The following is a 12,707-nucleotide window of genomic DNA, read 5'->3' as shown; positions in this document are numbered from 1 at the left end:
TCTCGATAACTTTTTTTATTACGACCATTATTTTTTTGTTGGTTCAAACACATCATCGATTAAACCGTATTCTTTTGCTTTGTAAGCAGACATAAAGTTATCACGATCTGTGTCACGTTCGATGACTTCTAATGGTTGACCTGTGCGTTCTGCTAAAATGTTGTTTAATTTTTCTTTCATTTCAATAATACGTTTTGCATGAATCGCAATATCACTTGCTTGACCTTGTGTTCCACCAAGTGGCTGATGGATCATGATTTCGCTGTTTGGAAGGGCAAAGCGTTTTCCTTTTTCCCCAGCAGCAAGTAAAAATGCACCCATAGATGCTGCCATACCGATACAAATAGTAGAAACTTTTGGTTTAATAAATTGCATGGTATCGTAAATAGCCATACCTGATGTGATCGAACCACCAGGGCTATTAATGTATAGCGAAATATCTTTATCAGGGTCTTCTGCTGCTAAGAAAAGAAGCTGAGCTACGATAGAGTTTGCTACATTATCATCAATAGCGCTACCAAGTAAAATAATACGATCTTTTAAAAGACGTGAATAAATATCATACGCACGTTCCCCACGATTAGTTTGTTCAATAACTGTAGGAATTAAATTCATACTTTTTCTCCTCCTTGATTAAAGGTGAATCGTTTAATTTTATGATACAAAAAAGGTCAAGATAGGTCAAATAAAAAACCTTATTTTCATATTAACTATATTCGCCCTTATTTTTGTTTCCCCTTTTTGGAATAATATACTACATTTTTGTATTTTTATTACCATATTTTATTTTGAAATGCAGTAATTCATTATTTTTATAATTAGTTACATATCGTATAGATTACCTTATTTTTATACATTTAATTACTTTTTCATATTACTTTATAACTGAAATTGGTAATTTAAATGACAAGTAAGTGGATGTATTTATAAAATAATAGTATAGTTGGATGATTATTGAAGGGAAAGGGGATCGAAAGATGATGAGAAAATTTTTTCTTCCATTTTCACAAAAAAGAAATAAAAAAGTGTTTTTAGCTTTTTTAAAAGAAGGAAAAAAAGCATCGTGGCCAGTAACGATTTATACAATATACAAACATTATTTTGAATATGAGATGAATCAAGTACCAGAATATCAATTTGCTGAGTGGCTCTCAAATTGGAAAGATAGTGAAGAACACATAAAATTTATTTTAAAACAATTTTCGGAAGAACAACTAATAGAATTCTTTGAGAATTATGAGGATTGGGTGGATTTACATTTTGAAACATATAATATGAGAAAAAAGGGAACAAGATTTTCCAACCTTATTGATAATCAAGAACTAGATGAAAGAGCAAAGAAAATATTGTTTTGCATAGTATCTGAATTAAACGATGTGTTACGAAAAGTAAAAATAAAATAAGGCATAAAAAAAGACGAGCTGTATCTACTCGTCTTTTCTTATTAGCGCGCTCGGAGGGATTCGAACCCCCGACACATGGTACCGGAAACCATTGCTCTATCCAGCTGAGCTACGAGCGCATATGACAAAGAATATTATAATATAATGATGAAACTTTTGCAATAACAAAAAATAACCGTTGCGCTCTGTCTCCCAAACGATAAAATAAAAGTAATACATCTTTTGTCACGGGTAGACAAGAAAAAAGGGGCTGCTTACATGCTAGTAGTAAACGTTTATATGAGAGAAAAATGTGGACTTTGCGAAGACGCGATACAGGTGCTTGATTTTTTAAGCCGAAAGTTACCGCTAGATGTTCAATTAATTAATATTGAAAAAGATGACGATTTACATGAAAAATATCAATTAGTTATTCCAGTCATTGAAGCATGTGGCAAAGAAATTGCATATGGGATTGTATCAACCGTTGATTTAGAACAACGCTTACGAGAATGTCTTAATCAACAAATGTAAGACTTACTTTTTAGAGTAAGTCTTTTTTATTTAGGATGGAAAGTTTTTCTGCATTATGAATAGAGTGATTTTCTGCTTAGTGAGGAATACTTCATAATGGGATTTTTCTTATAGTAGAGAGTGCTTCACTTCTTATGAATCCAGTTGCGGGCGCTATAGGCTCGAGTCATAAGTCATCTTGCTCCATGAGGAAAGATCGCCTCATTCCGCAAGCTGTCTTATGCTAGTCGCTTATACCCAATCGCCCTCCACTTTTTTGTTATGAAAGGTAGGTTTTGTATGGGTAAGGTGAGAGTTGCTATTAATGGTTTAGGTCGTATTGGTCGTCTTGTTTTGCGAGAAGCGATGGATCAGTCATTTTTGGAAGTTGTGGCGGTGAATGATGTGTCGGATGGAGCGGTGTTGGCACATTTATTACAATACGACACGATTCATCGCACGTATGAAAAAGAAGTGGCATATAAAGAAGGAGAGTTAAAAATAGCACAGCATGTCATTCCTTTTTATCATGAAAAAGAACCAAAAAAATTGCCTTGGAAAGCGTTGGAGGTTGATGTGGTCATTGAATCAACTGGCAAATTTACTGACCGCGAATCTGCTTTTCAACATATTAAAGCCGGAGCGAAAAAAGTGATTATTTCCGCTCCGGCAAAAGACGAAGATGTGACGATTGTGATGGGAGTAAACGAGGAGACGTATGACCCAACTAAACATATGATTCTTTCTAACGCTTCTTGTACGACGAATTGTTTAGCACCTTTTTTAAAAAAAGTACATGAAACGTTTTCCATTTGTCGCGGCTTAATGACGACGGTTCACTCGTATACGAATGATCAACGAGTGCTTGACTTTCCGCATAAAGATCTGAGACGTGCAAGAGCTGCTGCGGAAAATATCATTCCAACCACAACAGGTGCTGCAAAAGCGGTCGGAAAAGTGTTACCGGAGTTAAAAGGAAAATTAACTGGTCTTGCGATTCGTGTTCCGACTGCTAATGTATCTCTTTCGGATATCGTGGTAGAAGTCGAAAAAGAAACGACGGTAGAAGAAATAAATCATCTGTTCCAAACTGCGTCTGAAGGAGAATTGAAAGGGATTTTAGGATATAGTGAACGACCACTCGTGTCTTCTGATTATATCGGGACAAAAGAATCTGCCACCATTGATGCGTTAAGCACGATGGTGATGGACGGAAATATGATAAAAATTGTCGCTTGGTACGATAATGAAATAGGCTATTCCAATCGTTTGTTAGATTTAGTCGACTATCTAGGGCAAAAAGGTATATAATAGAATCGGGAAAAAGGGGGGAAACTCATAATTCTTCCCTTTTTTCTGCATTTTCCCTTGATACAATTGCTAACTATTTATAAAATATATGAAGAATTTTGTCTTTTTATTTTACGAAGCAGAGAGGTCAGAAAAGATAACCAATAAACGGTTCGAATTCTCCTTTCAAACAATAAAGAAATCGAGTTTAGGAGGACTTGTTTCATGAACAAGAAGTGTGTATGCGATATTGATGTAAAAGGAAAGCGCGTGTTATGTCGCGTAGATTTTAACGTTCCTTTAGAAAATGGGGTCATTACAGATGATACTCGTATTGAAGCGTCATTACCAACGATTCAATACTTAATAAAAAAAGGTGCGAAAGTTATTTTAGCGACGCACTTAGGACGTCCAAAAGGTCAAGTTGTGGAAGAACTACGTCTAGATCCAGTGGCAAAACGTTTAGGTGAACTGCTTCAACAGGATGTAATCAAAACAGACGAGGCAGTTGGAGAAGAAGTAGAGAAAGCGATTGCAAACATGCAAGATGGCGATGTGCTATTACTTGAAAACGTACGCTTTTATCCTGGCGAAGAAAAAAATGATCCAGCATTTGCACAAGCATTATCTCAATTAGCAGATATTTATGTAAATGACGCATTTGGAACAGCACACCGAGCACATGCAACAACAGCAGGAGTGGCATCATACATACCAGCCGTTGCAGGATGCTTGATGGAAAAAGAACTAGAAATATTAGATGGTGCTTTACTGAATCCAAAACGCCCGTTTACTGCTATTATCGGTGGGGCAAAAGTAAAAGATAAGATTGATGTTATCGAAAATTTATTAACAAAAGTAGACAATCTAATCGTCGGTGGGGGCATGGCGAATACGTTTGTTTATGCATTAGGTCATTCTGTTGGTAAATCACTTTGCGAAGAAGATAAATTAGAAGTAGCCAAACAATTAATCGCAAAAGCGAAACAAAACAATGTAAACTTTTTACTTCCCGTTGATTTGGTATGTGCAGATGAGTTTAAAAATGATGCGAAAACAGTAGTTTGTGATATTAACGAAATTCCAAACGACTATATGGCGTTAGATATTGGGCCAAAAACAATTGAAGCATATAAAAATGTCGTCAACCAATCTAAATTAGTCATTTGGAACGGACCGATGGGTGTATTTGAAATGGATGCTTTTGCAAACGGAACAAAACAAGTAGCGGAAGCGTTAGCAAGTTCTAAAGAAACATATACTGTTATCGGTGGTGGTGATTCTGCAGCAGCTGCGCAGAAATTTAACGTAGCAAATCAAATGGATCACATTTCTACTGGTGGCGGTGCTTCGTTAGAGTTTATGGAAGGGAAAGAACTTCCAGGTGTTGTCGTATTAAACGATCGATAATTTGATCATGGAAGGAGAAAAAAATTGAGAAAACCAATTCTTGCAGCAAACTGGAAAATGCATAAAACATTACAAGAAGCTGTTCAATTTGTCAATGACATGAAAACACAACTTCCAAGTCGTGACATTGTGGATACAGTCATTTGTGCACCGGCTTTGTTTATTCCTGCAATGCTTGATGCAGCGCAATCATCGGCACTTGAAATTGGTGCGCAAACGATGCACTTCGAACAAAGCGGAGCATTTACCGGGGAAATTAGTCCTGTTATGTTAGAAGATTTAGGTGTAAAATATTGTATTATCGGTCATTCCGAACGAAGAGAACTTTTTCACGAAACGGATTATACTGTAAATAAAAAGATGCAAGCCGCGTTTAAACATCACATTACACCAATTGTTTGTGTCGGTGAAACACTAAGCGAACGAGAAGTGAATGCGACAAAAGTAAAAGTCCAAAAACAAGTAGAATTAGCATTTGCCAATGTGGAAAAAGAACAAGCAAAACAAGCGGTTATTGCCTATGAACCAATTTGGGCAATCGGAACAGGGAAAACCCCTTCTAGCGCTGATGCAAATGAAGTTTGTGGACAAATTCGAGAAGAAATTGAAAAATTGTATGACAAAGAAACGAGCGGAGCCATTCGAATTCAATATGGTGGTAGTGTCAACCCATCTAATATTGAATCGCTAATGAACGAAGAACATATCGATGGAGCATTAATTGGTGGCGCAAGTTTAGATGTGCAGTCTTTTGTGACAATGTTAGGAGCGATTAAAAAATGACAAAAAAAGGACCAGTTGCGTTAATTATTCTAGATGGATTTGGTTTGCGAAACGAAACAAAAGGAAATGCTGTAGCGCATGCACACAAGCCAAATTTCGATCAATATTGGAATGAGTTTCCTCATACCACATTAACTGCTTGCGGAGAAGCAGTAGGATTACCAGAAGGACAAATGGGAAATTCAGAAGTTGGTCATTTGAATATTGGAGCAGGTCGTATTGTATATCAAAGTTTAACCAGAATTAATCTTTCTATTCGCGAACGTGATTTCTTTGAAAATGAAGAATTTAAAAAAGCGATGGATTATGCGAAAAAACATCAATCTGCTTTGCATTTATTAGGATTATTATCAGACGGCGGTATTCATAGTCATAATAGTCATTTATACGCTTTACTAGAAATGGCAAAAGAACAACAAGTAGAACGCGTCTATGTTCATGCGTTTTTAGATGGACGTGACGTAGGTCCGACAACAGCGAAACAATATCTTCAAGAACTAGAAGATAAAATGGCAGAAATCGGCGTTGGGGAATTAGCTACGGTATCTGGACGTTATTACGCGATGGACCGCGATCGTCGTTGGGACCGTGTAGAAAAATGTTACCGTGCAATGACATACGGAGAAGGCCCAGCATATCAAGATCCACTTACATTAGTAGACGATTCTTATAGCAAAGAAGTATACGACGAATTTGTCATTCCAAGTGTTATCGTAAAAGAAGACGGCACACCTGTTGGAAAAGTAGAAGATAACGATGCGATGATTTTCTTTAACTTCCGTCCAGACCGTGCAATCCAATTATCACGTGTTTTTACGAATGAAACGTTTGAAGAAATCAACCGCGGGGAAGGGTTTCCAAAGGCCACTTATTTCGTTTGTATGATGCCATATAGTGAAACTGTGGATGGGACTATTGCATTTCCTAAAATAAACTTAGATAATACTTTTGGGGACGTCGTTTCTCGTCACGGATTAAAACAGCTTAGAATTGCCGAAACGGAAAAGTACCCACATGTGACATTTTTCTTTAGCGGTGGACGCGAAGAAACATTTCCAGGAGAAGACCGGATCTTAATCGATTCTCCGAAAGTAGCAACGTATGACTTAAAACCTGAAATGAGCGCATACGAAGTAACAGAAGCATTAGTAAAAGAAATCGAAGCAGAAAAATACGATACGATTATTTTAAACTTTGCTAATCCAGATATGGTTGGGCATTCCGGAATGCTTGAACCAACGAAAAAGGCAATTGAAGCGGTAGATGAGTGTCTCGGCAAAGTCGTCCGTGCCCTATTAGAAAAGGGAGGGACTGCGTTAATTACAGCAGACCATGGCAACGCGGATGAAGTAGTGACGTTAGAAGGAAATCCGATGACAGCTCATACGGTAAACCCAGTTCCGCTTATCGTAACAAAAAAAGGATTAGAACTTCGTGAAGGCGGTATTTTAGGGGATTTAATTCCTACGATGCTAGAACTATTAGAAGTCGAACAACCGAAAGAAATGACCGGTCAAACGCTTATTAACAAGTAATTTTCTTCATCAACGCAAAAAAAAGACCAACAAATGATGAAAAAAAGGAGAGAACAAACATGACAGCGATTATTGATGTTTATGCTCGCGAAGTGCTTGATTCACGTGGTAATCCAACAGTGGAAGTGGAAGTTTACACAGAATCAGGTTTCGGTCGTGCTTTAGTGCCAAGCGGTGCCTCTACTGGTGAATACGAAGCAGTAGAATTACGTGACGGCGACAAAGATCGTTATTTAGGCAAAGGTGTAACAAAAGCAGTAGATCACGTAAATGAAGTGATTGCACCTGAATTAGTAGGATTAGATGCAACAGATCAAGTAGGTATTGATTACTTATTATTAGAACTTGATGGAACAGACAACAAAGGTAAATTAGGAGCAAACGCTATCTTAGGCGTTTCAATGGCTGTGGCGCGCGCGGCTGCTGATTCTTTAGGCTTACCTTTATACACTTACCTAGGTGGATTTAATGCAAAAACATTACCGGTACCAATGATGAATATCTTAAACGGCGGTGCACACGCTGATAATAATGTGGATATCCAAGAATTTATGGTAATGCCAGTTGGCGCAGCTGATTTTAAAGAAGCATTACGTATGGGTGCAGAAATTTTCCATAGCTTACGTAAAGTACTTCAAGCAAAAGGCCTTAACACTGCAGTAGGGGACGAAGGTGGATTCGCACCCAACTTAAGTTCGAACGAAGAAGCACTTCAAACAATTATCGAAGCAATCGAAGCAGCAGGTTACAAACCAGGAGAAGAAGTGAAGTTGGCGTTAGACGTAGCGTCTTCTGAACTTTACAAAGATGGTAAATACGTACTTGCTGGTGAAGGTGTAGAAAAAACATCGGAAGAAATGATTGCGTTTTATGAAGAATTAACAAGCAAATACCCAATTGTTTCAATCGAAGACGGTTTAGACGAAAACGATTGGGAAGGTTGGGAAAAATTAACCGCTGCACTTGGCGACAAAGTACAACTCGTTGGCGACGACTTATTCGTCACAAATACGAAAAAATTATCAGAAGGAATTGCACGGAATGTAGGAAACGCAATTCTTGTAAAAGTGAACCAAATCGGTACATTAACAGAAACATTCGAAGCGATTGAAATGGCAAAACGCGCTGGTTACACAGCTGTTATCTCTCACCGCTCTGGTGAAACCGAAGACAGCACAATTGCTGACATCGCGGTAGCAACAAACGCTGGTCAAATCAAAACAGGTGCACCATCTCGTACAGACCGCGTAGCAAAATATAACCAATTACTTCGAATTGAAGACGAGTTAACAGTTAGCAACTACCCAGGTGTAGAAGCTTTCTATAACTTAAAAAAATAATACAACAAAAACTTCTTTAGACAGTTTACCTGTTTAAAGAAGTTTTTTTATTTTCCCCAGACCGAGCTCATCACCGTTTTTTGTTTTTGCATGGTAAGATGTTGTGGAGAGGGGGTTGTTTGGTGAGTAGACGTGAGTGGGGAGATGTGTTTCCTTTTTGGCGTGAAATAACGGAAGAGGAATGGGACAGGGTAAATCCATCTGTTCAAAAAGTAACAGCTGGAACAATTGTTTTTTTGGAAGGGGATGCGATTCCGTTTGTTCCGCTTGTGCTTTTAGGTAGTATTCGTGTGTATAAAATGAATGAGCAGGGAGGGAATCAACGTTATATCGAGTCCGAAAAGGGAAGTCTTGTGTGTTGATGGTAACGAGTGTTTTAGGAGAGCAACCATATCCGGCATTTGCCGTTGCCGAAGAAGATACCCACATGTTCGTTGCCCCCATCCAATCCTTTATAAAATGGAAGCTTTTATACCCAAGTTTTCAACAATTTGCGTATCAATTAATTTCGAAACGATTGCTGACGGTGATGACAGTAATTGAAGAAATTGTCTTTCAACGAGTGGACGAGCGAATAGCGGATTATTTGTATGCACATACCTCTCCGCAAACAACGATCATTTCGATTACCCAAGAAGAACTAGCAGTAGAACTTGGGACCGCTCGTGAAGTAGTTAGTCCCGATGTGATTGAAGTGATGAATCGAGAACAATTAAGACAGCGTTCGTAATGTGACTTAATCACAGACAACACGGTTTCTTTTTTTGTATGATACATATAAAAAGAGGTGAAGACATATGGAGAAAAATGTTGGTGGAGCAGATCGTATCATCCGTCTAATTGTAGGAATTGTCCTTATTTCATTTTTATTTGTACTAGACGGTGGTATTAAGTGGATTAGCCTATTAGGATTCGTGATGCTTTTTACAGCACTTGTCGGCTTTTGTCCGCTTTATAAACCGTTAGGAATTAATACGTGTAAACGAAAATAAGACATTCTCAAAGAGAGCGTCTTATTTTTGTTGCACAGGTTCTTTAAACCAACGTTTTTTAGAAATCCGTGAATAATAAGCAATGGTTTGTTGTTGGACGATAAACGCTATCGTTACGATTAAAGCAGCTTCCGCACCGAACGAAGTAGCAGCAAGCCCGATCGCAATCGATAAATTTCGTAAAACCGTTCCATTTACTAACGCAATGCCATCTCCCCGGTTTAACCATTTCACAGCAGTGAACGTACTGACAACATAGTTGATTCCGTAAAAAAGTAGCAACACGATAATCGCAAGTACAATCAGTTGTAAGTTTTCCACAATCATCATTGCTTTCATACTAATGCTTACAAACACAACGTATAACATCGCCCAAATACTAAGAGGTCCGAAGTTTGGTTTGATTTGTTTTTTAAATTGTTCCATCGTATATTTTTTAAGCAATAGCTTGAACGTAATTTGTCCTAAAATCAATGGGACGAATACGACAAGTAAAATCGTTTTCATCGTTTCCCAAATATTAATATCCACATATTTCCCAACCATCGCAAGTAAATACCAAGGTGTTAACAAAGAACCTAAAATTAACCCAAAAATCGTTAATTGTACCGCTAACGCCAAATTTCCTTTTTGAAGCATCGTCCAGGAAATAGTCATGCCACTTGTCGGTAATAAGGCAGATAATGCAAGCCCAGCAAACATAAGTGGATAATCTTTTAATAATAATTGTCCAAGTCCATACGCTATGAGCGGAATAATGGCAAAGTTAATAAGAATGGAATAGACAAGTACTTTAGAGTCTTTAAAAGAAGTTAGTTCTTTTACATTTAACCCAACCATCGTGGCGTAAATCATAATAATGGTCGCAAATAAAATGGTAGATTTCAAAAAGCTTGTATCCCAAATGGATCCAACGATAAATCCGAGAATTAACGTAAATGGTACACTAAGCAATAGAAATTTTGCCGGAAGTCGATATAGTTTTTTCAAGCGTCACTCACCCTTTTTAAAAATTATATACCTTTATGGGTATATATCGTATTTAAAACTATTAGTATCGATGCTGTCAATATTATTATTCTGAATATTTATTAGGTCCTGTAAAAGTAATTCTGGTGTTCGTGCGATGTTAGATGTTGGGATTTCAAAAGAAGCAGGTCCAAGTCTTTGGATTATGATTCCGATTATCACATTACTAGGAATTACGTTCGTACGGATGTATTCAGGAATTAGTCATATCTTCCTATATATACAACTATCCCCATTTTTAATGTACTTTGTGTTAGGTAGTTTTGTATCGTTACAAATTATTTTTGGCCTTGTTGGGTTCAACATATTAAGAAATATTACCACAGTTAGATGAATCGATGAAAAGTGCTGGTAGTTATGCATTAATTTGTCCTGGCGTAGCGTTTTTCGTTTTAGGTATGTTCTTTGTTGGTTGGGGATTAATCAAAACAAATATCGTACCACAATTTAGCGTGTATCATTTCATTATTCTTATTCCGTTTGTTGCCATGCAACTAAAAGTAATCCAAGTCTTGTTTCGATTAAACACAAAACTATTAAAAGCTTAATACATGGTACATTTCAAACAAATATGGTAAGATGATTGTAACGAAACTGGAAAACTGTAGCTAGGGTTCCGCTTCTAACGAGGGTCTGTGACCGAGGGCTACATCTCTTGAACGATTCAAGAGGCACCTATTGACACAAAAGGTCCGAGGGGAAAGGTTTGGTGTATTTCATATGCACCCAAACTTTTCTTCTCAGGCCTTATTTTTTTGTAAAAAGGAGAGGTAGAAGATGAACGAATCATTAACGATTCATCCGGGTGTTGCAATGATTATATTTGATGAGGAGAAACACATTTTACTACAAAAACGACGTGATGTCGCACTCTGGGGTATTCCTTCAGGACATGTAGAACCAGGAGAAACGGTACAGGAAGCAGCGGTTCGTGAAGTGTTAGAAGAAACGAACTTACACGTTGAAATTGAGCGACTAATTGGTGTGTATTCGGAACCAGCCTCACAAATTTTTCATTATCCAAATGGAAAAATGGTTCACTTTATTACGTTATGTTTTTTAGTAAAGATTGTCGGAGGAGAGCTTACGTGTAATATGGAAGAGTCGCTGGAATTGAAATTTTTTGATGTACATGAGTTGCCTAAGGCGTTATTACCAATGCATCCAGCATGGTTAAAAGACGCATTAGCAAATGAACAAACTCCATTTATTCGCTAACATGTATCATTTTTTAGTAATGGGGAAAATATTTTCATCATAGATGTGTATCTTTTCTTAAAAAATTGCTTATCTATCCTATCGTGTTAGAAAGATGAAAATAAAAGTTGTCAGCGATAATTTACTTATGTTACATTAATAGTAATGATTACGTTGCGTGGAGGTGTGGATGTGGCCACAGCAGGAACGGTTTTTTTAATTGTGATTTCGATTTTACTTATTGTGATTATTTTATTACAACAAGGTCGTAGTGCGGGGCTTTCAGGAGCAATTACAGGCGGCGCGGAGCAATTATTTGGAAAGCAAAAAGCACGTGGTATTGAAGCTGTTATGCAGCGGATTACAGCGGTTTTAGCTACTCTATTTTTTATCGTAGCTTTTTTAGTTGCATACTTTCTGTAAAAAGCGGCAAGGTTTCTTGCTGCTTTTTTTTACCTATATGAACGGTTTGAAAGGGAGTGTGTATGATGAAAACAATGCGTCCACAGCCATTTACATTTGAAGCGGGGGAACGGGCGGTTTTACTTCTACACGGTTTTACAGGGCATAGTGCAGATGTGCGAATGCTCGGTCGTTTTTTACAAAAAAACGGCTATACGTCTCACGCACCCATTTATCCTGGACACGGTCAAACACCAGACGATGTGCTACAAACGAATCCATACATGTGGTGGAAAAGTGTGTTATCGGCGTACGAACACGTAAAACAGCTTGGCTATGCTAAAATAGCAGTAGCAGGACTATCACTTGGAGGGGTATTTTCGCTTAAACTCGGTTACACTGTACCTATAGCGGGTATTATTACAATGTGTGCACCAATGATCGAAAAAACACCTGAGGAACGAATGAAGCCTTTTTTATCGTACGTCCGTCAATATGAAAAAACGCAAAAAAGGACAGAAGAAGAAATTGCTCGAAAAATAGAAGAAATAAAACGAACGAAACGTTCTTTTTTTGCTGCACATGATGAATTGTTTCAAGAAGTGAGGAAACAATTAGATTTCGTGTATGCACCGATTTTTGTCGCGCAAGCATCCGTTGATCCGGTGATTGATGAAAAAAGTGCAGCCATTATTTATCGCGAAGTGTCTTCTTATCAAAAGAACATTCATTATTACGAAAACGGTACACACGCTTTAACATTAAGCCCAGCAAAAAATCAGTTACATGTAGATATACTACATTTTTTAAATGAACTAGAATGGAATTAGGAGG

At 37.6% G+C, this 12,707-nt stretch carries 17 protein-coding genes and 1 tRNA gene; 15 read left to right on the top strand and 3 right to left on the bottom strand.

What is annotated here, in order from left to right; all coding sequences use genetic code 11:
* Positions 1-27 precede the first annotated feature (27 nt).
* Positions 28-615 carry an ATP-dependent Clp endopeptidase proteolytic subunit ClpP gene (gene clpP, locus BN1372_RS11715; RefSeq protein ID WP_062199685.1) on the bottom strand — a complete coding sequence of 196 codons (588 nt, stop codon included), beginning with the start codon at positions 613-615 and terminating at the stop codon, positions 28-30.
* 362 nt (positions 616-977) lie between these two features.
* On the opposite strand from clpP, the gene BN1372_RS11710 reads away from it, so the two are divergent.
* Positions 978-1,403: a hypothetical protein gene (locus BN1372_RS11710; protein ID WP_147515379.1), complete on the top strand. Its 426-nt coding sequence runs from the start codon at positions 978-980 to the stop codon at positions 1,401-1,403.
* A 45-nt stretch (positions 1,404-1,448) separates the two neighbouring features.
* Here the strand turns inward: BN1372_RS11710 and BN1372_RS11705 are convergent.
* A tRNA-Arg gene (locus BN1372_RS11705) sits at positions 1,449-1,522 on the bottom strand.
* 139 nt (positions 1,523-1,661) lie between these two features.
* Between BN1372_RS11705 and BN1372_RS11700 the strand changes: the two genes are divergently transcribed.
* From BN1372_RS11700 to BN1372_RS11660, 9 genes are all read left to right on the top strand, one after another.
* Complete coding sequence (locus BN1372_RS11700; RefSeq protein ID WP_062199681.1) at positions 1,662-1,916, top strand: glutaredoxin family protein; 255 nt, start codon at positions 1,662-1,664, stop codon at positions 1,914-1,916.
* Positions 1,917-2,195: 279 nt separating this feature from the next.
* On the top strand, positions 2,196-3,206 hold the full coding sequence (gap, locus tag BN1372_RS11695) for a type I glyceraldehyde-3-phosphate dehydrogenase (RefSeq protein WP_062199679.1): 1,011 nt from the start codon (positions 2,196-2,198) through the stop codon (positions 3,204-3,206).
* 204 nt (positions 3,207-3,410) lie between these two features.
* A complete protein-coding gene (locus BN1372_RS11690) occupies positions 3,411-4,595 on the top strand; it encodes a phosphoglycerate kinase (protein ID WP_062199677.1) in 1,185 nt (394 codons plus the stop codon).
* A 24-nt stretch (positions 4,596-4,619) separates the two neighbouring features.
* Positions 4,620-5,378, top strand: a complete 759-nt coding sequence (gene tpiA / locus BN1372_RS11685) for a triose-phosphate isomerase (protein WP_062199675.1) — start codon at positions 4,620-4,622, stop codon at positions 5,376-5,378.
* A complete protein-coding gene (gpmI, locus tag BN1372_RS11680) occupies positions 5,375-6,913 on the top strand; it encodes a 2,3-bisphosphoglycerate-independent phosphoglycerate mutase (protein WP_062199673.1) in 1,539 nt (512 codons plus the stop codon). Before tpiA ends, gpmI begins: the two co-directional genes overlap by 4 nt.
* 59 nt (positions 6,914-6,972) lie before the next feature.
* The gene (gene eno, locus BN1372_RS11675; protein ID WP_062199671.1) at positions 6,973-8,253 is read left to right on the top strand and encodes a phosphopyruvate hydratase; all 1,281 of its coding nucleotides are present in this window, start codon (positions 6,973-6,975) and stop codon (positions 8,251-8,253) included.
* A gap of 122 nt (positions 8,254-8,375) precedes the next feature.
* A complete protein-coding gene (locus BN1372_RS11670; RefSeq protein ID WP_062199669.1) occupies positions 8,376-8,615 on the top strand; it encodes a cyclic nucleotide-binding domain-containing protein in 240 nt (79 codons plus the stop codon).
* A complete protein-coding gene (locus BN1372_RS11665; RefSeq protein WP_147515378.1) occupies positions 8,609-8,983 on the top strand; it encodes a Crp/Fnr family transcriptional regulator in 375 nt (124 codons plus the stop codon). Before BN1372_RS11670 ends, BN1372_RS11665 begins: the two co-directional genes overlap by 7 nt.
* Before the next feature lie 67 nt (positions 8,984-9,050).
* Positions 9,051-9,245, top strand: coding sequence for a YgaP family membrane protein (locus tag BN1372_RS11660; protein ID WP_062199665.1), 195 nt, complete (start codon positions 9,051-9,053; stop codon positions 9,243-9,245).
* 21 nt (positions 9,246-9,266) lie between these two features.
* On the opposite strand, the gene BN1372_RS11655 is transcribed toward BN1372_RS11660, so the two are convergent.
* On the bottom strand, positions 9,267-10,235 hold the full coding sequence (locus BN1372_RS11655; protein WP_062199664.1) for an arsenic resistance protein: 969 nt from the start codon (positions 10,233-10,235) through the stop codon (positions 9,267-9,269).
* 136 nt (positions 10,236-10,371) lie between these two features.
* Between BN1372_RS11655 and BN1372_RS11650 the strand changes: the two genes are divergently transcribed.
* From BN1372_RS11650 to BN1372_RS11630, 5 genes are all read left to right on the top strand, one after another.
* The gene (locus BN1372_RS11650) at positions 10,372-10,608 is read left to right on the top strand and encodes a hypothetical protein (RefSeq protein ID WP_062199662.1); all 237 of its coding nucleotides are present in this window, start codon (positions 10,372-10,374) and stop codon (positions 10,606-10,608) included.
* 4 nt (positions 10,609-10,612) lie between these two features.
* Positions 10,613-10,822, top strand: coding sequence for a hypothetical protein (locus BN1372_RS11645; RefSeq protein ID WP_062199660.1), 210 nt, complete (start codon positions 10,613-10,615; stop codon positions 10,820-10,822).
* A 229-nt stretch (positions 10,823-11,051) separates the two neighbouring features.
* A complete protein-coding gene (locus tag BN1372_RS11640) occupies positions 11,052-11,492 on the top strand; it encodes an NUDIX domain-containing protein (RefSeq protein ID WP_062199658.1) in 441 nt (146 codons plus the stop codon).
* 171 nt (positions 11,493-11,663) lie between these two features.
* Positions 11,664-11,894, top strand: a complete 231-nt coding sequence (gene secG, locus BN1372_RS11635; RefSeq protein ID WP_230198824.1) for a preprotein translocase subunit SecG — start codon at positions 11,664-11,666, stop codon at positions 11,892-11,894.
* A 62-nt stretch (positions 11,895-11,956) separates the two neighbouring features.
* A complete protein-coding gene (locus BN1372_RS11630) occupies positions 11,957-12,703 on the top strand; it encodes an alpha/beta hydrolase (RefSeq protein WP_062199654.1) in 747 nt (248 codons plus the stop codon).
* The last annotated feature ends 4 nt before the right edge of the window (positions 12,704-12,707 follow it).

Source organism: Massilibacterium senegalense, from assembly GCF_001375675.1.
In the GTDB taxonomy this organism is placed as follows: domain Bacteria; phylum Bacillota; class Bacilli; order Bacillales; family Massilibacteriaceae; genus Massilibacterium; species Massilibacterium senegalense.
This window is presented reverse-complemented; position numbering and strand designations above follow the sequence as displayed.